General features: G+C 71.8%; 18 protein-coding genes. 9 read left to right on the forward strand and 9 right to left on the reverse strand.

Features of this window, described 5'->3' with window-relative positions:
* Window positions 1–47: 47 nt before the first annotated feature.
* Both OG524_RS21290 and OG524_RS21295 read right to left on the reverse strand, forming a co-directional pair.
* Window positions 48–716 carry a pyridoxal 5'-phosphate synthase gene (locus OG524_RS21290; RefSeq protein WP_405811513.1) on the reverse strand — a complete coding sequence of 223 codons (669 nt, stop codon included), beginning with the start codon at window positions 714–716 and terminating at the stop codon, window positions 48–50.
* 210 nt (window positions 717–926) lie between these two features.
* Window positions 927–1574, reverse strand: a complete 648-nt coding sequence (locus OG524_RS21295) for a TetR family transcriptional regulator (RefSeq protein ID WP_405389255.1) — start codon at window positions 1572–1574, stop codon at window positions 927–929.
* A 391-nt stretch (window positions 1575–1965) separates the two neighbouring features.
* Here OG524_RS21295 and OG524_RS21300 point away from each other — a divergent pair, with 391 nt between their 5' ends.
* Complete coding sequence (locus tag OG524_RS21300; RefSeq protein WP_405389254.1) at window positions 1966–2781, forward strand: VOC family protein; 816 nt, start codon at window positions 1966–1968, stop codon at window positions 2779–2781.
* Between the two features lie 194 nt (window positions 2782–2975).
* Window positions 2976–5336: a PQQ-binding-like beta-propeller repeat protein gene (locus OG524_RS21305; protein WP_405389253.1), complete on the forward strand. Its 2361-nt coding sequence runs from the start codon at window positions 2976–2978 to the stop codon at window positions 5334–5336.
* Between the two features lie 7 nt (window positions 5337–5343).
* Here OG524_RS21305 and OG524_RS21310 read toward each other — a convergent pair whose 3' ends face one another.
* Window positions 5344–6051, reverse strand: a complete 708-nt coding sequence (locus tag OG524_RS21310; RefSeq protein WP_405389252.1) for a hypothetical protein — start codon at window positions 6049–6051, stop codon at window positions 5344–5346.
* Between the two features lie 214 nt (window positions 6052–6265).
* Between OG524_RS21310 and OG524_RS21315 the strand changes: the two genes are divergently transcribed.
* Complete coding sequence (locus OG524_RS21315; protein ID WP_405811514.1) at window positions 6266–6787, forward strand: hypothetical protein; 522 nt, start codon at window positions 6266–6268, stop codon at window positions 6785–6787.
* Window positions 6788–7128: 341 nt separating this feature from the next.
* Here the strand turns inward: OG524_RS21315 and OG524_RS21320 are convergent, their stop codons facing one another.
* The 4 genes from OG524_RS21320 to OG524_RS21335 all read right to left on the reverse strand — a co-directional run bounded on the left by OG524_RS21320 (window position 7129) and on the right by OG524_RS21335 (window position 11963).
* A complete protein-coding gene (locus OG524_RS21320; RefSeq protein ID WP_405811515.1) occupies window positions 7129–7347 on the reverse strand; it encodes a hypothetical protein in 219 nt (72 codons plus the stop codon).
* A gap of 202 nt (window positions 7348–7549) precedes the next feature.
* Window positions 7550–10504: an AfsR/SARP family transcriptional regulator gene (locus OG524_RS21325; RefSeq protein ID WP_405811516.1), complete on the reverse strand. Its 2955-nt coding sequence runs from the start codon at window positions 10502–10504 to the stop codon at window positions 7550–7552.
* A gap of 177 nt (window positions 10505–10681) precedes the next feature.
* Complete coding sequence (locus tag OG524_RS21330; RefSeq protein ID WP_405389248.1) at window positions 10682–11515, reverse strand: MerR family transcriptional regulator; 834 nt, start codon at window positions 11513–11515, stop codon at window positions 10682–10684.
* Between the two features lie 244 nt (window positions 11516–11759).
* Window positions 11760–11963, reverse strand: a complete 204-nt coding sequence (locus tag OG524_RS21335; protein ID WP_003967102.1) for a cold-shock protein — start codon at window positions 11961–11963, stop codon at window positions 11760–11762.
* A 285-nt stretch (window positions 11964–12248) separates the two neighbouring features.
* Between OG524_RS21335 and OG524_RS21340 the strand changes: the two genes are divergently transcribed.
* From OG524_RS21340 to OG524_RS21355, 4 genes are all read left to right on the forward strand, one after another.
* Window positions 12249–13127, forward strand: a complete 879-nt coding sequence (locus tag OG524_RS21340; RefSeq protein WP_405389247.1) for a menaquinone biosynthetic enzyme MqnA/MqnD family protein — start codon at window positions 12249–12251, stop codon at window positions 13125–13127.
* A gap of 480 nt (window positions 13128–13607) precedes the next feature.
* Complete coding sequence (locus tag OG524_RS21345) at window positions 13608–15311, forward strand: serine/threonine-protein kinase (RefSeq protein ID WP_405811517.1); 1704 nt, start codon at window positions 13608–13610, stop codon at window positions 15309–15311.
* 72 nt (window positions 15312–15383) lie between these two features.
* Complete coding sequence (mqnC, locus tag OG524_RS21350) at window positions 15384–16583, forward strand: cyclic dehypoxanthinyl futalosine synthase (protein ID WP_405389245.1); 1200 nt, start codon at window positions 15384–15386, stop codon at window positions 16581–16583.
* A 7-nt stretch (window positions 16584–16590) separates the two neighbouring features.
* The gene (locus OG524_RS21355) at window positions 16591–17232 is read left to right on the forward strand and encodes an imidazolonepropionase-like domain-containing protein (protein WP_405389244.1); all 642 of its coding nucleotides are present in this window, start codon (window positions 16591–16593) and stop codon (window positions 17230–17232) included.
* A gap of 20 nt (window positions 17233–17252) precedes the next feature.
* Here OG524_RS21355 and OG524_RS21360 read toward each other — a convergent pair whose 3' ends face one another.
* On the reverse strand, window positions 17253–18185 hold the full coding sequence (locus OG524_RS21360) for a DUF3152 domain-containing protein (protein WP_405389243.1): 933 nt from the start codon (window positions 18183–18185) through the stop codon (window positions 17253–17255).
* Window positions 18186–18443: 258 nt separating this feature from the next.
* On the opposite strand from OG524_RS21360, the gene OG524_RS21365 reads away from it, so the two are divergent.
* A complete protein-coding gene (locus OG524_RS21365) occupies window positions 18444–19136 on the forward strand; it encodes a demethylmenaquinone methyltransferase (protein WP_405811518.1) in 693 nt (230 codons plus the stop codon).
* Between the two features lie 87 nt (window positions 19137–19223).
* On the opposite strand, the gene OG524_RS21370 is transcribed toward OG524_RS21365, so the two are convergent.
* Window positions 19224–19742, reverse strand: coding sequence for a GNAT family N-acetyltransferase (locus OG524_RS21370; RefSeq protein WP_405389241.1), 519 nt, complete (start codon window positions 19740–19742; stop codon window positions 19224–19226).
* 97 nt (window positions 19743–19839) lie between these two features.
* Here OG524_RS21370 and OG524_RS21375 point away from each other — a divergent pair, with 97 nt between their 5' ends.
* Complete coding sequence (locus OG524_RS21375) at window positions 19840–21123, forward strand: geranylgeranyl reductase family protein (protein ID WP_405389239.1); 1284 nt, start codon at window positions 19840–19842, stop codon at window positions 21121–21123.
* Window positions 21124–21175: the final 52 nt, after the last annotated feature.

Here is a 21175-nt window from a genome sequence, read left to right on the forward strand (position 1 = left end):
ACAGTGCTCCTTCCCGGGCGGAACCGGGCAGGAGCCCCGGGCGGTGGCTACGGCCAGAGCAGCTCCCGCGTCCAGGTGCCGCCGGCCTCCCGGCGGTAGCGCAGCCGTACGTGCCGTCGCTGTGCGTCGCCCTGGAAGAACTCCGCCTCGCGCGGCTCGACCACGTACCGCGTCCAGCTCTCCACCTCGGCGTCCGGCTCGGCCCGGGCCCGTTCCCAGGCGGCCCCGGAGGCCCGGACGAGTTCGTCGTAGGAGGTCAGCACCTCGCTCTGCGAGCCGGTCAGCGCGGCGGCCAGCGCGCCGGTCGACCGGGCGTGCAGATCGGCCAGGCTCTCCGCACGGCCCACGGGGGTGACCGTGCCGCGGACCCGGATCTGGAGGCCCTGGGCGGGCCAGTAGAAGTTGAGGGCCGCGTGCGGGCGGGCCGCGAGCTGGCGGCCCTTCTCGCTGGTGGAGTGGGTGGCGAAGTGCCAGCCGCGCTCGTCCGCGTCGTGCAGCATCAGCGTCCGCACGTCGGGCCTGCCCTCGGCGTCCACGGTCGCCAGGGTCAGGGTGTGCGGCTCCGCCTGCCCGGCGGCCACCGCCTCGGCGAACCAGGTGTGGAACAGGGCGAGGGGGCCGGCGGGCGCGGTGGACGGGTCGAAGCGGGGGAGGGGGACGTCCCAGACGCGCTGGGCGTGGAGCAGGTCGCGGAACGTCTTCTGCGCATCGCTCATGGGCCCATTCCACAGCGTCGCGCGGCCGTTCGCCCGGTATGTGCGGGAAATGGACGCGGGAAGGCGTGTGAAGACAGGTGTGCGCCGGAGGGCGTGTCCGGGAACGCCGGCGGCGGACCACGCGGGTGGTCCGCCGTCGGTGAGACAGGACGTGGGGAACCGCGGAATGTCCGTGCGGCACCCGGCGTATGCGGGAGTCCTGGCAGGCGCCTACCTGACCGGCTTCTTGCCGGTGATGCCCAGGTGTACCAACAGGGCGAGGTTCGGGCGGAGTTCGGCCTGCTTCACACCCCAGGTGGTGAAGCCCTTCTGGTGGGAGGCGACCCCGGACATCATGACGACGAGGGAACCGGCCACCGCCGCCGGGCTGACGTCCTTGTCGACCTTGCCCTTGGCCTGGAGCTCCTTGATCGAGTCCGTCAGGGAGCCGGTGACCGAGCTGAGGATCTTCATGCGGATCTTGTAGAACCGCTTGTCGCCCTCGGCCGCGCCGAGGTCGACGACGCGGAGGATCGCGTCGTGGCGGCGCCAGAAGTCGAGGAATCCCTCGACGAGTTCTTCGGCGCTCTGCCGTCCTGCCTTGCCGACCCAGGAGCGTCCGGCGACCAGTTCGGTCAGCTCCGTGCCCTCCTTGGCCATTTCCTCGGCGAGTTCGAGGACGGCGCCCTCGACGTCGGGGAAATACTGGTAGAACGTCGCGGGTGAAGTCCCTGCCTTCCGGGCCACGTCGATGACTTTGACGTCCCGGTAGGGAGAGGCGCTGAGCATTTCGCTGAGGCAGTCGAGCAGCTTCTGCCGCGTCGCCTGACCTCGCCGACCGGCCACGCGGCCGTCGACGGTGCGCACTTGTCCTGTCATGCCGTCAGCTTACCGAGGGCAGATCGGAGCGCGATCTGACCGACTGCAAATGGGGAACGGCCCAGTCGGGGCAGGGTGAGCAGCGGTTTTTCCGGTGGCGCGCGGGTGGTCTTCACGACGGCTACCGGAAGGGGCCGGGGCCGGCCCCGGGGCCTCGTGAGGGCCCGGACGATCCTCGGTGGGCCCTCCACGGAAGGGTCTCGATGCGATCGTCTTATCAACAGCCTGTGGATAACTTCGGTGGACAACTCTTGTCCACCGAGGCGTTGAATCTTCACGATTCGGGCGAATGTTCTATTCGGGTGTGTGGAAGTGCCTCGGGGCGCGCCACGCGGCACCCGACGCTACGTTGACTGTGACGGGCGTCACCGCTACGGAAGGACCCGGGGCCATGGCCGCATTCGCGCAATCCGTGCCGTGCTGGGTGGATGTGCAGCTCGCCGACCTCGAAGCGGGCAAGCGCTTCTACGGCGGGCTCTTCGGCTGGACCTTCCGGGCGGGGGACGGCATGCCGTTCGCCGACGCGTACAGCGACGGGAAGCTCGTCGCCGCCCTCGCCGCCAAGCAGGACGGCCGCATGCCGACCACGTGGGGCGTCTACTTCTCCACCGACGACATCCGCGCCACCGTCGCCCTGATCCGCGAGGCGGGCGGCCAGGTGATCACCGATCCGGTGCGGGCCGGCAGGGCAGGCATCCTCGCCCAGGCGGTCGACCCCGGCGGTGCGGTCTTCGGCCTCTGGCAGGCGGGCGACCGCGCCGGCTTCGAGAAGCGGAACGAGCCCGGCGCCTTCTGCTGGACCGAGGTCTACACCCGGCAGCCGGAGCGCGTGGACCCCTTCTACGAGGAGGTCTTCGGCTTCCTGGGGACGGACCTGGACCTCGGCGAGGCCCCGGGCGGCGACCCGGGAGCGGCGGAGGCCGGGGTCGAATTCCGCATGTGGTCCCCCGCGGGTACCGAGCCGGGACCCGACACCGCGATCGGCGGTCGCAGCGTCATCACGGACGCGTTCCCCGAGATGCTGCCCAGCTACTTCCTCAGCTACTTCGCCGTGGCCGACTGCGTCCGGGCTGCCGAGACCGCCGTACGCCTCGGTGGCCGGATCTCGGCCCCGCCCTTCGACATCCCGTACGGGCGGATGGCGGTCCTCCAGGACGACCAGGGCGCCGCCTTCGCGGTCCTGCAGCCGACCGAGCTGCTCCCGTAGCCGTTCCGGGCGCTGTCCTGAAAGGGATGGAGTGTCACAAGCCACCCCGATCCGCACCCGGGTTCGCAACCGGGCCCCGAGCCAGCAACAATCGGGGTGCGCACCGCCAAGTGGTGCCGAGTGGTGAGACGCTGCACAGGGCGGGATTTCGCGGGCTTCTGTTCCTGAGGCCCGTACGGGGAGGTGGCAGGCAAGTGGAGCAGCTGACGCAGCATGACCCGAGGCGGATCGGCCCGTTCGAGGTGCTGGGACGGCTCGGCGCCGGCGGCATGGGGCTGGTCTATCTCGCACGATCGGCGTCGGGCCGTCGGGTGGCGATCAAGACGGTCCGTACGGAACTGGCCGAGGACCAGCTGTTCCGGGTCCGCTTCACACGTGAGGTGGAGGCCGCCCGCGCCGTCAGCGGGTTCTACACCGCCGCCGTGGTGGACGCCGACCCCCGGGCGGCCGTGCCGTGGCTGGCGACCGCCTACGTCCCCGCGCCCTCGCTCGAGGAGATAGTGAGTGAGTGCGGGCCGATGCCGACACAGGCCGTGCGCTGGCTGGCCGCGGGTATCGCCGAGGCCCTGCAGTCGATCCACGGGGCCGGCCTCGTCCACCGTGACCTGAAGCCGTCCAACGTGCTCGTGGTCGAGGACGGGCCGCGGGTCATCGACTTCGGGATCGCGTCCGGTGTCTCCAACACCCGGCTGACCATGACGAACGTCGCGGTGGGCACGCCCGCGTACATGTCTCCCGAGCAGGCCCGCGACTCGCGCAGCGTGACAGGGGCCAGCGACATCTTCTCGCTCGGCTCGACGCTGGTCTTCGCGGCGACGGGGCACGCGCCCTTCCACGGGGCGAATCCGGTCGAGACCGTGTTCATGCTGCTGCGGGAAGGGCCCGACACGGAGGGGCTGCCCGACGACCTGAGACCGCTGATCGAGTCCTGCATGCAGATGGACGCGACGCGGCGGCCCAGCCCGGCGGACCTGCAGGCCCAGCTGGCCCCCCATCTGTTCGCCTCCGGCAGCGACGACAGCGGTACGGCCTCGGCCTGGCTGCCGACCCTCGCCACCGCGATGATCGAGCAGCGGCGCGGCGGCGGGCGCGCGATCGCCGCCGTAGCCGCCCCGGTGGCCGTGCCGCCGCCACCGTCGCAGCCGCCGCCCGGCGCCGACGCGGACGGGGCCTGGCGCGGCGACGTGCGCACCGCGCCCGCCCCGGTGGCCGACGGCGGTCCGGTGCGGCTGCCCGGGGCGAAGGTGCCGATCGGTCCCGGCCCGCGCCCGGTGGACGTACGGGGCGCCGCTGCCGCGCACGCCGACCCGGCGACCGGCTGGGTCCGCCCGCCGGCCGGGCTGAACGGCACCGCCGGTCACCCGACGGCCCCGGTGCCGGCGCCCATGCCGTCCCCCGAGACGTCGCCCGCCGCGCCGGAGCGCTGGCGGCCGTGGCGTTTCCGCATGTCGAACGACGTGTGGGGCACACCCGTCGTCGTCGGCGACCTGCTGTACGTGACGTCCTTCGAGGTCCACGCCCTGGACGTGGGCAACGGGCGGCGCCAGTTCAAGACCAGGGACGTGGCCTGGGCGATGGCCGTCGACGGGGGCAGGATCCACGCCTCGGACGGCCCGTCCCTGTACGCGCTGGACGCGGCGACGGGGGCCGAGCGGTGGCGGCTGCAGACCGACGCGTGGGTGTACTCCCTGAAGGCCGACCGGGGCACCGTCGTGACCGGGACGCGGGGCGGCGGCGTACAGGCGTGGGAGGCGTCCAGCGGCGAGAAGCTGTGGGAGGCCGGGGGCGTCCAGACGGACTTCGAGACGCCGGAGGCCGGGCCGGTCCTCCACGACGGCATGGTGTACCTGTGGCAGGACGCCCGGCTGCGGGCCGTGGACGCCCGCACGGGCATGGAGCGGTGGTCGTACCCGATCGGTGACGCGGCCTCCTGCGGCGGCGTGCCCGTACGGGTGACCCCGGCGCCGGACGGCTTCGTGTACGTCGCCGCGGGGACCCGCGTGCTGGCCGTGGACGCGGTCTCGGGCCGGGTGCGCTGGCACTTCGAGTCGCCGGCCGTCTTCCTCTCGCCGCCCGCCTTCGCGCCCGGACCCGCGGTCACGGGGGGCGGGGTGTACCTCGCCGACTACCTCGGCACCGTGTACGCGCTGGACGCGTCGACCGGCAAGGACCGGTGGCGGATCGCGACGGAGTCCCGGCAGTCCATCGAGCCGGTGCTGGTCACGGCGGGCAACGTGCACGTCGGCAGCGGCAGCGCGCTGTACACGCTGGACGCGGTGACCGGCACGCCGAAGTGGCGGTTCGCGGCGGGCGGCGAAGTGGTCGGAGCACCGGTGGTCGCGGACGGCCGGGTCCACTTCGGCTCGGCCGACCACGTGCTGTACACGCTGGACGCGGCAGGCGGCCAGCTGCGCTGGAAGCTCGCCACCGGCGGCGAGATCACGGGCTCACCGGTGGCGGAGGCGGGGGTCGTGTACGCGTGCAGCAAGGACCGCTGCGTGTACGCGCTGGACGCGCTGAAGGGCACCGGCACGGGGAACCGCGCCCGCGCCTGACCGTGCCTCAGGGGTGCGGCGGGTGGTAACGGTCGCGGTCCTCGTCCGGGACCACCGGGTACGCGGCCGTGTCCTCGTCCGCCCGCGGGGCCCGGTGGTGACCCGTGCCCGGCCCCGTGTACGGGCCTTCGTGCGGACCCGGATCCGTACGCGGTCCCGTGCCCGGCCCCGTGTACGGATCGGCCTCCGGCTCCGGCCACGGCGACGTCTGCACCGACGGCCCCGGCTCCTGCGTCGGCGGCCAGGTGTCCGGATGGGCGTTCGTCGGCACGGGGTACGGATCGTCCGTACGCCTCGTCCGGGCGCCCCGCCCGGACATCACCAGCGCTCCCAGCAGGAGCAGCACCCCGCCGCCCAGCGCCTGCGCCACGCCCCACCCGAGCCCGGACCCGTCGCTGTCGACCGTCAGACTGCCCGCCGCCTGGCCCTGCCGGACCATCCACAGCACGGTGAACCCGAGCACGATCAGCCCCGCCACGGCCACGACCCAGCGCGAACGCAGCACCACGCCCACCAGGGCGACCAGGGCGGCGAAGAGGAACGGCAGCAGGATCGAGCCCAGCACGGCGGACGACACGTCGCTGATGCCCGCGAAGAGGTGCTGGACACGGAAGTCCCGCCCGAGGCGGTCGTCGTACCAGCTGCGGAAGGGGCTCTGTACGGCCGCCGCCGCGCCCAGCAGGGCGACGACCGAGCCGAGGACATTGCGGATCATGTCGGCCTCCCGGGCCTGCGTGCCACGCACGGAACTGCACCGCTCCCCGGCTCGACGCTACGCCGGGCCCCTCATCCCTGCCATCCGGAGACCATGACCAGACCGTGACAGGGCCATGACCGGGCCGAGGGTCGTGCGGGAGAAGCTGTGCGCTACGGTGTCGCGCGGCTGCGTGACGGCCGTGAAGCCGACGACAACAAGGGGGGCTGCATCGATGATGCGGCGACGGATCAGGTTCGCAGCGGTTCTGGTCGTGGTGGTGCTCGCGCTCACCGGATTCTCGACCTCCAGCAGCGGAGGCAAGAGCCGCAGCGGATCGAGCGGCGGCGGCTGCTCCAACTCGAAGAAGAGCAACGGCAGCTACCACGACTACGACGATGACGACTACGACAGCTCGTCGAGCTCGTCCGGCGGCTCCTCGTACGAGTCGGCCACCCCCGGCTCGACCGCCTCCGAGTCGCCCGGCCTGCGCGTGATCCGCTGCGTGTCGCCCAGGAAGGGCAAGCGCCGTGCGACGACCTCCTCGTCGGTCGAGATCCGCTCGACCGCGGCGGTCACGCGCGTGTACGAGGTGGACGTGACGTTCGTCGACGCCAAGGGCCTGACCGTCGACACGGGTGAGGCCGACGTCGAGGTCGACGCCGGAGCGTCCAAGATCTTCCAGGTGCCCATGGACAACCCGCGCTCGGTCTCCCGCGTGAAGCGCTGCCTGGTGACGGCGGAGCCGCGCTACTGACTCCGGTCGGTACGCACGGCGGCAGGCGCGCCGTCGACGCGGCGCTCGCGGGCCGGCAGCGGGCCGTGGCCCTCACCTCGGACGAGGACGACATGCGGAAGCTGTGCCGGCCGGAGGTGCGGGCGTTGTGACGGGGCATACGGACAGGGCCCGAGCCGGTCGGCTCGGGCCCTGCGGTGCGCGGGCGGCTCAGATGGCGTGCACACGACGGGGCGACGACGGTACCCCTGCGGTGTGCAGCGATCGAACCTCGGTGTGACCGGCGAGCGGAACACGGACGTACAGCGGCCGCGACGGCGCCCCCTCCGCGCCGCCGCGGCCGCTCCCCGTGCAGGTGAGGTCTAGTTGGCCGGCTCGCTCGTCGCGTGGTTGTCGAGCAGCTTGGCCTCGCCACCGGTCGCGTGGTTGTCGAGCAGCTTGGCCTCGCCACCGGTCGCGTGGTTGTCGAGCAGCTTGGCCTCGCCACCGGTCGCGTGGTTGTCCAGCGTCGTTACCTCTTCGCCGGTGGCGTGGTTGTCGAGCGGCTTGGCGCCGACGGTCTTCTTCTTGGCGTCAGTCATCGTCCTCAGCTCCCTGAATTGCTGATCTGCGTTCGGCGGGCCCGCCCGGCAACTCCCCCGTGGGTCCCCGGGCGGGCCTTCGTGGCCGCTCAACATATCCCTGCGGCCTGTGCCGGCCCGCCTGCCCCCCGACGCGACGGATCGACAAGGACGAGAGTGCCGGGTCGTGATAAACGAACGATGAACGCCTTGCGCAGCGCAGTCAGGCAGCGGCCACCGGGGCCAGCAGCGTGCGCACCTCTCCTGCCTCGGACGAACCCAGACCCTCGTATATGACCAGAGCCTCGTGCCAGCAGACCTGGGCACGGCCGGCTTGGCCGATGTCACGCAGAGCCTTTCCGAGCACCGTGAGCACGTTGCCTCTCCGCCACTCCCCGCCGATGCCACGCAGGACGGCGAGCGCCTGCTCGGCCTTGACCGCTGCCTGCGCCGGTACGTGTGCCGCCAGGTCCACCTCGGCCAGACGGAAGAGCGTCATGCCTTCCCAGAGGCGTTGCCTGCTGTCACGGAAGATGGCCAGAGCTTCCGTGAGCCGCTCCGCAGCGTCGGGGAGATGTCCGAGCTCGGTGAGCGCCAGCCCCAGCGCGTACCGTCCGTTGGCGCCACGCAGCGCGTGGCCCAGGCCGTCGTAGATGTCGATGCCCTGCTGGGCCAGTGTCACCGCACTCGACGTACGGCCCATCGCGAGATGGATACGCGAGAGATTGCACAGGGCGCTGGCCTCGCCGGGCCTGTTCTCGTCGGCCCGGAAGTTCGTTATGGCCTGCTGGAGGTACGCCTCCCCCTCGGCGTGGCGGTTCTGGTAGAGCGCGATGATCCCCAGGTCGTTGGGTGCCCAGCAGTTCGGAAGCGGATCGTCAGCCGCTCGCGCGAGCACCATGGCACGCTGGGCATCCTGCTTGGCCTGGTCGAACCGTCCTGCCACGAGCCGCACGTTGGTCAGGGTGGTGAGGGCGCGCCCTTCCGCCCGGTTGTCACCCATTCCGCGTGCCAGATCACGCACGGCGGTCGCCGCTGTCTCGTACTGCTTGGAGTTCGCCCCCGACTCCGCCAGGTCCTTGGCCGCCCAGAGCAGATCGACCGCGCGGCGGAGCGTGGCTCGACCGGAGGACTGACGCACGCAGGCAAGAAGGGAGTTGGCTTCGGTGTAGAGCCAGTCCTGCGCGTCGTGCCGGTCGGCGAAGGTGAGACCTGCGTACTGAGTGGCTTCCCGGTGGTCCGCGAGTCGGTCACCCGGCCGCTCCAGCGCGTACACCCCCGCCGCCGTCGCCAGGTAGAAGTCCAGCAGCCGCGACAGGGCCATCTCCCGCTCCGCCGGGGCCTGTTCGTCACGTTCCGCGCACGCACGCGCGTAGAGGCGCACCAGGTCGTGGTAGCGGTAGCGGCCGGGTGCGGCCGACTCCAGGAGGGACGTGTCGACCAGGGCCTCCAGCAGGTCCTCCGCCGTGTGCGTCTCCAGGTTCAGGAGGGCGGCGGCGGCCGCGAGGGAGATGTCCGGGCCGTCCGCGAGGCCCAGGAGGCGGAAGGCGCGGGCCTGGGCGGGCTCCAGCTGGCCGTAGCCGAGCTCGAAGGTGGCCTTGACCGCGAGGTCGCCCGCCTGGAGCTCGTCCAGCCGGCGGCGCTCGTCCGCGAGCTTCGCGGCCAGGACCGAGACCGTCCAGGTGCGGCGGGCGGCCAGCCGGGAGGCGGCGATACGGATGGCCAGCGGCAGGAAGCCGCAGGCCGCCACGACGTCCAGGGCCGCCTCGCGCTCGGAGTTGACGCGTTCCGCGCCGACGATCCGGGTGAAGAGCTGGAGGGCTTCCTCGGGGGACATGACGTCCAGGTCCACCAGGTGCGCGCCCGCCAGGTCGACCATGCGGACGCGGCTGGTCACCAGGGCGGCGCAGCCCGCCGTACCGGGCAGCAGCGGGCGGATCTGGGCCGCGTCGTGGGCGTTGTCCAGGAGGATCAGGATGCGGCGGCCGTCCAGGGTGGAGCGGTAGAGCGCGGCCCGCTCGTCGAGGGAGTCCGGGATCGCGGAGTCCGGGGTGCCCAGGGCACGCAGGAACGAGCCGAGGACGGTCTCGGGTTCGGCGACCCTGGCGCCCGCGCCCTGGAGGTCCACGTACAGCTGGCCGTCCGGGAAGTGCGGGCGGGCCTGGTGGGCGACGTGCACGGCCAGGGTCGTCTTGCCGACGCCGCCGATGCCGGCCAGTGCGGAGACCGCCATGACGGAGCCCTCGGAGGTCGCCACCCGGTCGCCCAGCTCGCGTACGAAGGAGGCGCGGCCGGTGAAGTCCGGCACGGTGGCGGGGAGCTGGGCGGGGCGGACCGGGGCGGGAGCCGGGGCCGGCTCGTCCGCGGGGCGGGCCAGGTCCTCGTCGGCCTGGAGGATCCGCTGCTGGAGCTGGGCCAGTTCGGGGCGCGGGTCGACACCCAGCTCCTCGGCCAGCAGCCGGCGGGTGTCCGCGTACACCGCGAGCGCCTCGGCCTGTCGGCCACTGCGGTACAGGGCGACCATCAGCAGCTCGCGCAACCGTTCGCGCAGGGGGTGCGCGGCGGTGAGCGCGGTCAGTTCGGAGACCGCCTCCGCGTGGCACCCGACCTCCAGGTCGAGGTCGAGCCGGGTCTCCGTGAGCTGGAGGCGCCACTCCTCCAGGCTGGTGCGCTGGTTGTCAGCGTACGGACCGGGGACGGAGGCCAGCGCCTGGCCGTCCCACAGTCCGAGGAGCTTGTTGATCAGGGTGCGGGCCTGGCAGCGGTCCCCGCCGCTGCGGGCCTTCTCCGCCTCGGCGGCGAGGTCCTGGGCATGGGTGAGGTCGAGGGCATCGCGGTGGATGCGCACCGCGTAGCCCCCGGACTCGCTGACCAGCGTGTCCTGGCCGAGGGTCTTGCGGAGCCGCGAGGCGTACGTACGGACCGTCGCCAGCGCCTGGGACGGAGGGTCGTCGCCCCACAGCGCGTCGATGAGCTCGGCCGCGGTGGCCGTGCGGCCGTCACGCAGGAGCAGGGCTGCCAGCAGGGCCCGTTGCTGCGGCGATCCGGAAGGGAGCACCTGGCCGCCGCGCCGGGCGCGCACCGGACCGAGCACCTCGAAGCGGAGTTCGCTCCCGGCCGTCCGTTCCCGTGGTGCGCGCTGGTCCGGCACGCGCACAGGTCCGTTGTCACGGTCCATTGATGCCCCCTGTCCTGCTTGCCCCGCCGGTGCTGCTGATCCCGCTCTGCGCCTACCTCGTACCGCGCTCAACAGTCTGCCTTGTAATAGGCGGACTCGTCAGCACTGGGTGTTCCTCCGCACAGGGCCCTCGACAACGATTCGGGGGCGAGGGCCCGTACGGATGATGACGCCGTGTCAGACCGTGACCGGCTGCTGCAGCTCCGTCACCCAGCTCTCCTGGTCCGGCGGGCACTCCAGGCTGATCTCCCGGGAGTAGCCCGCAGGCCGGTGTCCATGGACCTCGATCCAGTGGGCCAGGATCTGCTCGGTCGCCAGGACGCCGTCCATCGGACCCCGGTGGACGATCGTCGCCGCCCGGAACGCGGGCAGTTCCGCCACGGTGATCCCGGTGTCGCCGAGCGGTCCGGGCGGTGCCTCCGGTCCGGAGACCGTCACACCGGCGTGCACGGTGACCGCACCGCCGCGGGCCGGGTCGTCCTCGTACCGTGCGACGCCCGGTCCGGACGGGCGGACCCCCGCCGTGCCGAGCAGCGCGAACAGCCTCTCGTACAGCGGGCCGATCACCGGAGTGATGTCCTGCGGCTGGTAACTCGCGGCGGTGCCGGTCAGCTCGGCGACCCGGACGGCCGGAACCAGCTTGATCACGACGTCTTCCGTGGGCATGCGTCCCTCGCTCTCGATGGACCGGAGCCTCGCCTCGACCTGTGCCAGCCGGGCCGCCGCCGAGGCCATGGCGGCCTCCAGCTCCGCGCGCCGAAGGCGCAGCATCCCGCGCAGCTCCTCCGTGCCCACCTGCTCGTCGAGGACGGCCCGCACCTGCTGGAGCGTGAAGCCGAGGTCCTTGAGCGCGATGACGCGGTTGAGGCGGGCCAACTGGGCGGCGCCGTAGTAGCGGTATCCGGTGGCGGGGTCGGTACGGTCCGGGTGCAGCAGCCCGACGGCGTCGTAGTGGCGCAGCATCCGGGCCGACACCCGCCCGTACCGGGCGAAGTCTCCGATGGTGAACATGATGGCTCCCACAGCACGGCCTCACACGGTGTGAAGGTCAAGCACCCGTTGTTCCGGTGCCCGGGTCTTCGGCGTTCCCGGTCTTCCGGCGTTCCGGTCTTCCGGCGTTCCGGTCTTCCGGTGTTCCGGCGTTCCGGCGTTCCGGCGTTCCGGAAAAAGGCAGGAGCCCCGTTCCTCCGCCGGGGCGGGGGAACGGGGCTCCTTGGGTACTGCATAGCCGGCCGCGATCGGCCGACCCGGGCAACTAGGCCGGGGTGACGTTCTCAGCCTGCGGACCCTTGGGTCCCTGAGTGACGTCGAAGTTCACGACCTGGTTCTCCTCGAGGGAGCGGAACCCGGACGCGTTGATCGCGGAATAGTGGACGAAGACATCCGGGCCGCCGCCGTCCTGGGCGATGAAGCCGAAGCCCTTTTCAGCGTTGAACCACTTGACGGTTCCGGTAGCCATAAGCCCTCCTTGGGCCAAAGGGTTGCCCTGCTCCAGAACCTGCAAACAAGTCTGAAAACTACAAAAGCCTGCGGGTTACATGCTCCGCAGGCTCTGTACTGCAAGGGAAACCAAACTGCAACTTGCGGGCGAGCCTAGCACGCAGTCTCGGGGGAGCGGTAGAGGGAAAGATCACTTCACCCGGATGTTTCATCGGCCCGTCGGAGAGCTGACGGACAAGGCCCCGGGGGGCCGTCCGGACGCCCCGATGATGCCCGCCGGAGGGCACGGGTCTAGCCTCGCGATGTGGACAATTCAACCGTCTCTCCCGTAGAAGGCGACGACCGTCGCAGCAGGCCGCGCGTCGGCCACATCCAGTTCCTGAACTGCCTCCCCCTCTACTGGGGCCTGGCGCGGACCGGAACCCTGCTCGACCTGGAGCTCTCGAAGGACACCCCGGAGAGACTCAGCGAGCAGCTGATCAGGGGCGATCTCGACATCGGCCCCGTCACCCTCGTCGAGTTCCTGCGCAACGCCGACGACCTGGTCGCGCTCCCCGACATCGCGGTCGGCTGCGACGGACCCGTGATGTCGTGCGTGATCGTGTCCCAGCTGCCGCTCGACCGGCTCGACGGCGCACGGGTGGCACTGGGCTCCACCTCCCGCACCTCCGTACGGCTGGCGCAGCTCCTGCTGGCCGAGCGCTACGGCGTCACACCCGACTACTTCACCTGCCCGCCCGATCTCGGGCTGATGATGCAGGAGGCCGACGCGGCGGTGCTGATCGGCGACGCGGCGCTGCGCGCCAATCTGCACGACGCCCCGAAGCTGGGGCTGCAGGTCCACGACCTGGGCCAGATGTGGAAGGAGTGGACGGGGCTGCCGTTCGTCTTCGCGGTCTGGGCCGCCCGCAAGGACTACCTGGCCTCGCACCCCCTCTATGTGGAGAAGGTCCACGAGGCATTCCTGGCCTCGCGGGACGTCTCGCTGGAGGAGGTCACCAAGGTGGCGGAGCAGGCGGCGCGCTGGGAGGCCTTCGACGCCGAGGTCCTGGAGCGCTACTTCACCACGCTGGACTTCCGCTTCGGCCCGGACCAGCTGGCCGGGGTGCGTGAGTTCGCCCGCCGGACCGGCCCGACGACCGGCTTCCCGGCGGACGTGACGGTCGAGCTGCTCGGCGGCTGACGACGGCCGGCGTACGGCCGTGCCCGGCGCATCGGGAATGGTGCGGGAATAGATGAATCCCGAACCATTCCGCGTGCCTTACGCCGCCTTCCCCGGGCCGTCCGTTTATCGCCCGGTGGGCGGCGGATCGGGCATTCCGCCGCGGGTGCGTTCGCGGCGTGTTCCCGCCGCCTTCCCGATGTGTTCCCGAACCCTTCCCGACGCGTTCCCGTGAAAGCGGATGAATGGCCGGGTGCCCGTCACCAACATCCCGGCGCCGAATAGCGGATGGCGCCCGGAACGCATCCGGTGTGCGTTCCGGTATCGCATCGGTGAACACGGATGAACGCCGGTGAACGATGTATTTGCGCCTTTCGCAGTGGCGAAAACCATGCTTCGTGCCCTTAGGGGCGAAATCGGCAGAAGGCTTCCCGTGACCCTGTGACCCCGGCGGCCTAGGCTGCGGTCGGAGGTACGCGGATTCACACGGGGAGACGCCATATGCAGCCGCTGGAAGCGGGCGAACCGCACGCGATCGGTGCCTACCGGCTGCTCGGCAGGCTCGGCGTCGGCGGCATGGGCCGCGTCTATCTGGGCCGCAGCGCGGGCGGACGTACCGTCGCGGTCAAGGTCGTGCACCCCCACTTCGCCCTCGACGAGCAGTTCCGTGCCCGGTTCCGGCGCGAGGTGGACGCCGCACGACGGCTCGGCGCGCAGTGGACCGCCCCGGTCCTGGACGCCGACCCGGACGCGCCCATCCCCTGGGTGGCGACCGGCTACGTGGCCGGGCCGCCGCTCTCCGACGCAGTCACCCGGCACGGCCCCCTGCCGGAGCACGCGGTACGGACCCTGGGCGCCGGCCTCGGCGAGGCGCTCGACGCGGTGCACGCGCACGGCCTCATCCACCGGGACGTGAAGCCGTCCAACGTCCTGCTCGCCCTGGACGGCCCGCGGCTGATCGACTTCGGGATCGCCCGTGCCCTCGGCGCCACCGTCTCCCTCACCTCCACCGGCGTCTCGGTCGGCTCGCCGGGATACATGGCCCCGGAGCAGATCAGGGGCCTGGACATCTCCGGCGCCGCCGACGTCTTCTCCCTGGGGGCGGTCCTCGCGTACGCCGCGACCGGCAGTGCCCCCTTCGTGGGCGACTCCTCCGCCGTACTCCTCTACAAGGTGGTGCACGAGGCACCCGAACTGGGGGAGCTGGAGGGCGAACTGCGCGAACTGGTGGCCGGGTGCCTCGCCAAGGACCCCGGTGACCGGCCGGCCCCGGCGGAGCTGGCGCGCAGTCTGGCACCGGGCGGGGCCGCCGTGCTGGTGGCGGCGGGATGGCTGCCCGGCTCCCTGGTGCGCGAGGTCAGCCGGTCGGCGGTGGCCCTGCTCGACCTGGAGCCGCAGGAGGCTCCGGTGCAGTCGGGTCCGGTGCCGTTCAGCAACGCGTCACTGGGGAGCGCGGAGCTCGGTACGTTCGGTCCGCCGCTGCCGCCCCCGCCTTCCGTACCGCCGTCCGCGGGTCCGGCCGCCGGTCCCTCCGCCGGTTCCTCCGCCGAGGGGAACGGATCGGGCGCCCGTATCGCCGTCACCATGAACGCCGATTCCCGGCCCGGGGAACGCAGGGGCAGGCGGGTGAGCTGCACCGTCGCGCTGGCCGTCGCCGGCGCCCTCGCCGCGGTGACCCTGGGCGCCGGGACGATGGGGGACCTCTTCCGCAGCGGCGACGACGACACCCACAGCAACGACGGTGCCGCGCAGCCCCCGGCGGCCACCGGCGGCCCGAGCCCGTCGGCGACGCCCCGGCCCGAGGAGTCGCCCCCGGCCGGCAGCGGCGCGGTGAGCACGCTGCCCAAGGCGTTCACCGGCACCTGGAAGGGCCCCGTCACCGAACGCGGCGGCCTCCCGCACGGCGACGTCACCGCCGTGTTCACCGAAGGGAAGAAGGGCCAGGACGTGGTGCGGCTGACGTACGCGCTGGAGGTGCTCGGGACGAAGGTCGTGTGCAAGAGCATCGGCAGGCTCGTCTCCGGTGAGGCAACGGCGATCGAGGTCCGCGAACGCACCGACCCGGACAGCACCGACGCCACCCTGTGCACGGGCAGCGAGTCCGACCTGGACTTCACCCTCACCTCCGGCAGCACCCTCCTCTACCAGTCCCACGAGGACGCGGCGGGCACGCCGAAGGGGGTACTCACCCGGTCCGGCGGCTGACACCGGCAAGGGCTGGCGTACGCTGGATCGGTCCGCGGATCCGTAGAAAAACCGCCGAAAGGTGACAGCCCGGTGACCGAGAAGGCCGACCTTCAGCCCGTCCTCGACCGCGCCGCCGAAGGCGGGCGGATCTCCCCCCAGGAGGCGCTCGACCTGTACCGGTCGGCACCGCTGCACGCGCTGGGGGCAGCCGCGGACGCCGTGCGCCGTCGCCGCTACGCCGGTACGGAGCACATCGCGACGTACATCATCGAGCGCAACATCAACTACACGAACGTGTGCGTCACGGCCTGCAAGTTCTGCGCGTTCTACGCGGCACCCAAGGACACGGCCAAGGGCTGGTCCCGCGACCTCGACGACATCCTGCGCCGCTGCGCGGAGACGGTCGAACTCGGCGGCACGCAGATCATGTTCCAGGGCGGTCACCACCCGGACTACGGCGTCGAGTACTACGAGGAGCACTTCTCCGCGATCAAGAAGGCGTTCCCGCAGCTGGTCATCCACTCGCTGGGCGCCTCCGAGATCGAGCACATGGCCCGCATCTCCGAGGTGTCGGCCGAGGAGGCCATCCAGCGGATCCACGCCGCCGGTCTCGACTCCTTCGCGGGCGCCGGCGCCGAGTTGCTGCCCGCCAGGCCGCGCACCGCGATCGCCCCGCTCAAGGAGTCCGGCGAGCGCTGGCTGGAGATCATGGAGATCGCCCACGGCCTCGGCGTCGAGTCCACCTCCACCATGCTGATGGGCACCGGAGAGACCAACGCCGAGCGCATCGAGCACCTGCGGATGATCCGCGACGTACAGGACCGTACGGGCGGCTTCCGCGCCTTCATCCCGTACACCTACCAGCCGGAGAACAACAAGCTGAAGGGCCAGACGCAGGCCACGCTCTTCGAGTACCTGCGGATGATCGCCATCTCCCGGCTGTTCCTGGACAACGTCGCCCACATCCAGGGTTCCTGGCTGACCACGGGCAAGGAGGTCGGCCAGCTCTCCCTGCACTACGGGGCGGACGACCTCGGTTCGATCATGCTGGAGGAGAACGTCGTCTCCTCGGCCGGTGCCAGGCACCGCTCGAACCGCATGGAGATCATCGACCTGATCCGCAAGGCGGGCCGGGTGCCCGCACAGCGCGCCACGACGTACGAACACCTCGTCGTCCACGACGACCCGGCGAACGACCCGGTCGACGAGCGCGTCGTCTCGCACATCTCCTCCACGGCGATCGCGGGCGGCACGGCGCACCCGGAGCTCAAGCTCCTCAACGCCAACTAGCCTCTCCGTGCTGACGATCCATGCCGCCGACGCGGTCCTGGGCGCCCCCGAAGGGGCGGACTCCGTGGCCGTGGACGGCGGCTCCGTCGTCGCGGTGGGCCCGTACGCGGACGTGACCGCGGCGTTCCCGCGGGCCCGGGTGCGGCGCTGGTCCGGGCTGATCACCCCGGGCCTGGTCAACCCCTGGGCGACGGCTCTGCTGGAGACGGCCTACCACCCGGACCCACGCGAGGCGGACGAGCTGGGCACGGAGCCGCTGACCGGTGACGCGGTCGCCGCACTCGCGCCGGACGACGCCCGGTGGGGCGCGAGCGCCCGGCGCGGGCTCCAGCGGATGCTGCGGCACGGGACGACCGCCGTCGCCGGGGAGTTCACCCGGCCCTCGGTACGCCTGGCGGTGTCCCGGTCCGGGCTCCGGGTCCGCCGGCCCGCCGCGGCGGGCGCGGACCGGCCGCCCCGCCTCGACCCGCTCGCGGGCGTACGCGACCCGGCGGAGCTGCGGGCGCACACCGGTCGGCCACCGGCCGTCGGGGACCCGGCCGACCTGGCCGTGTTCGGCGTACGGGATGCCGGGGAGCTGGCGGGGACAGGGGCGGCCTCGTGTGTCGCGACCGTTCTGGGCGGGCGGCTGGTCTTCCGCGCGAGCTGAGCGGGCACCGGGCGCGGAGGTCAGGGGACCGAGGGGCCGCCCAGGTACTCTCCGCCGGTCGTGTAGGGCCAGGCGTTCGACACACAGCCCTTCAGGCCCTTGATCTGCTGCATCATCGCCGGGGCCGGGCGGCCGGGACCCGGGCAGGTCTCATGGCCGTGGCCCAGCCAGTGGCCGACCTCGTGATTGACGATCAGCGCACGGTAGTCGGCGAGTGAGCCGTCGAACTGAGGTGAACCGAGCTGCCAGCGCCGCAGGTTGACCATGACGTTCTCGGAACCGCGGCAGTTCAGCTCACCGCGGGTGTTCAGGCCGTAGCCGCCGCAGAGCCGGTCGGTCGTCCCCGGGGTACCTATACGGATCACCAGCCCGGCGGAACCGTCGGCGACCTGGCGGAAGGAACGGGCCTTTCCCTTGCTCCAGCCGCGCGGGTCGGCGAGGACGTCGGCGACGTCCCGGGCGGCACGGTCGGGATCGACCCCACTTCCGTCCTCGACCTCGACGCGGTAGGCATGGCCCTTGCCCGTGGGGGTCACGCCCTGACGGGCGACGGTGAAGGTGCCGGGCCCGGACGCGGGCACCGACGGCGCTGCGGACGGCTTCACGCTCGGTGAGGCGGCGGCCTCCGGAGGGGCCGGGGCCTCGGGTGCTGTCGTGGGGGAGGGCGGGGCGGGCGAAGGGGAGGCGTCCCGGTCGGCGGCGGAAGCCGGGCCGGTGTCCCGCTGCCACGGCGGGTCGAAGGAGAGGAACACCGCGGCGACCGCGCCCGCGAGCGTCACCAGGAGGAGCATCGAGCGTCTCTGCCGGCGTCTGCGGCGGACCCGGGTCCGCTGCCGGTCCTGCTGCCGGGACTGCCTGCGCCCGGGGGAGCGGGGCGGGGCGGGAGCTGCCCTGCCCGCCGGGCGGCGGGTGGCGGCAGCGGTCCGTATTCGATGCGCATGGTCCGTGTGCATATTCCCGTCAGTATCTGTGATCTTGTGGTGAGCGGTGCTCAGCCACCCCGGAGGGTGAACCGCTTTCCCGCCCGCTTTCCCGTACGCATTCCCGTACGCCTTCGAGGAGTTGTCGCGCGGTCACGGGGGGACGGGCATCGGCCCGCCTCTCCGGTTCCTCGGTGCCTCACCCGTTACAGAGTGCCGCCGGGCCGGAAAGGTCACAGTCCGCTTCAAGCCGCCGGGAGGCGCCGGTGGCGGGGCTGCTTGAATGGGAGGGTGACCCGAGCATCCCTGGACAAGCAGCCGCACGAAGTCGCCTCGATGTTCGACGACGTGGCGGCGAACTACGACCTCACCAACGATGTGATCTCCCTCGGGCAGGCCCGGCTCTGGCGCAGGGAGGTAGCGAAGGCCGTGGACGCCCGGCCGGCCCAGAAGATCCTCGACCTGGCCGCCGGAACCGCCACCTCCTCGCAGCCCTTCGCGCAGGCCGGCGCCTACGTGGTCCCCTGCGACTTCTCCATCGGGATGCTCCGGGTCGGCAAGGAGCGCCACCCGTGGATGCCGTTCACCGCGGGCGACGGCACGAAACTCCCGTTCAAGGACGAGACCTTCGACGCGGTCACGATCTCCTTCGGGCTGCGCAACATCCAGGACACCGACGAGGCACTGCGCGAGCTGTACCGGGTGACGAAGCCCGGAGGCAAGGTCGTGATCTGCGAGTTCTCGCAACCGACCTGGGAGCCCTTCCGCCGGGTCTACACCGAGTACCTGATGCGGGCGCTGCCGCCGGTCGCCCGCACGGTGTGCAGCAACCCGGACGCGTACGTCTACCTCGCCGAGTCGATCCGCGCCTGGCCGGACCAGGCCGGCCTCGCCGCCCGTCTGCAGAAGGCCGGCTGGTCGAAGGTCGCCTGGCGCAACCTCACGGGCGGTGTGGTCGCCCTGCACCGGGGCGTGCGCGACTGAGGGGCGTTCTTCGACCGGGGGCCGCCCGCTCGCGGCTCGTGGGCGGGGGCCGCCGGCTCACCGTGCGCGGGCGGGGCCCCGCCCGGCTCACAGCTCCAGTCGGAAGCAGTACGCCGTCAGCCGGGAGACCGGCGTCGTGTACGTCTCGGCCTGTCGCATGCCGAGCCGCCGGGCCACCGCCATCGAGCGCTCGTTCCGCTCGTTGATCATCGCCACGACCTCCCGTACGCCTGCGTCCCGCAGCCGTTCCAGCGTGGTGCGGGCGGCGGTGGTCGCGTAGCCGTGTCCCCACGCGGCGCGGCCCAGCCGCCAGCCGATCTCGATCTCGCCCACCGGGCCGAACGACTCGTGCGGCCACGGCTGGGCGCCCGTGAAACCGAGGACCTCACCGGCGTCGTCCAGCACCGTCCACAGACAGTGGCCGAGCTCCGCGTCGTGCCGGCGCTGCCGGGCGGTCAACTCCTCGTACACGGAGAACTCCGCCGAGCGGCCGCCGTGGAATTCCATCACCTCCGGGTCGTCGAACACCCGGTGCCAGGCCAGGGCGTCCTCGTCGGTCGGGACGCGCAGATGTACGGACGGGGTCGGGGAAGGCACGGTCGGCATCGGGGAGCCCTTCGGGAGGATGATCAGCAGGCACCCATAGACTGCACGCGACATGTGCCGCGCGGCACGCGAATTCGAGTCTTCGGGAGATCCGACCGTGACCGAGCCCCTCTCCGAACACAGCGCGGACGTGATCGTCGTCGGGGCGGGTCCAGCCGGCTCCACGACCGCGTACCACCTCGCCAAGGCCGGACTCGACGTCCTCCTCCTGGAGAAGACGGCATTCCCGCGGGAGAAGGTCTGCGGCGACGGTCTCACCCCGCGCGCCACCAAGCAGCTCGTCTCCATGGGCATCGACATCTCCGAAGAGGCCGGCTGGCTGCGCAACAAGGGCCTGCGCATCATCGGCGGCGGCGTCCGCCTCCAGCTCGACTGGCCGGATCTCGCCTCGTACCCGGACTACGGACTGGTCCGCAAGCGCGACGACTTCGACGAGCAGCTGGCCCGCCAGGCGCAGAAGGCGGGCGCCCGGCTGTACGAGCGCTGCAACGTCGGCGAGCCGATCAAGGACGAGCGCACCGGCCGCATCACCGGCGTCCACGCCAAGCTCGGCGAGGAGAAGACCCCGGTCACCTTCCACGCCCCGCTCGTCGTCGCCGCCGACGGCAACTCCACCCGGCTCTCCGTCCACATGGGCCTGCACCGCCGCGAGGACCGCCCCATGGGGGTCGCGGTCCGCACGTACTTCACGTCGCCCCGCCACGACGACGACTACCTGGAGTCCTGGCTGGAGCTGTGGGACCGCCGCGGCGCCGAGGACCGGCTGCTGCCCGGCTACGGCTGGATCTTCGGCATGGGCGACGGCACCTCCAACGTCGGCCTCGGCATCCTGAACTCCTCCTCCGCCTTCAAGGAGCTCGACTGGCGCGAGGTCCTCAAGGCGTGGTGCGCCTCCATGCCGGAGGACTGGGGCTACACCCCGGAGAACATGACGGCGCCGATCCGCGGCGCCGCCCTCCCGATGGCCTTCAACCGCCAGCCGCACTACACCAAGGGCCTGCTGCTCGTCGGTGACGCGGGCGGCCTCGTCAACCCGTTCAACGGCGAAGGCATCGCGTACGCCATGGAGTCGGGCCAGATCGCCGCGGACGTCATCGTCCAGGCCCACGCCCGCGCGACCCCGGCCCAGCGCGAACTGGCCCTGCACCACTACCCGAAGATTCTCAAGGACACCTACGGCGGCTACTACACGCTGGGCCGCGCCTTCGTGAAGATGATCGGCAACCCGAAGGTCATGAAGATCGCGACGCAGCGCGGTCTGACCCACCCCCTCCTGATGAAGTTCACGCTGAAGATGCTCGCCAACCTCACCGACCCGACGGGCGGCGACGCGATGGACCGCATCATCAACGGGCTCTCCAAGGTGGCCCCGAAGGCCTGACGGGGGCCTCGGGGACCGTGCGCCGGTCCGCATCCGCTGCGATAGGTTGCGG

The sequence above is a fragment of the Streptomyces sp. NBC_01520 genome, assembly GCF_045040375.1.
Lineage (GTDB): Bacteria > Actinomycetota > Actinomycetes > Streptomycetales > Streptomycetaceae > Streptomyces.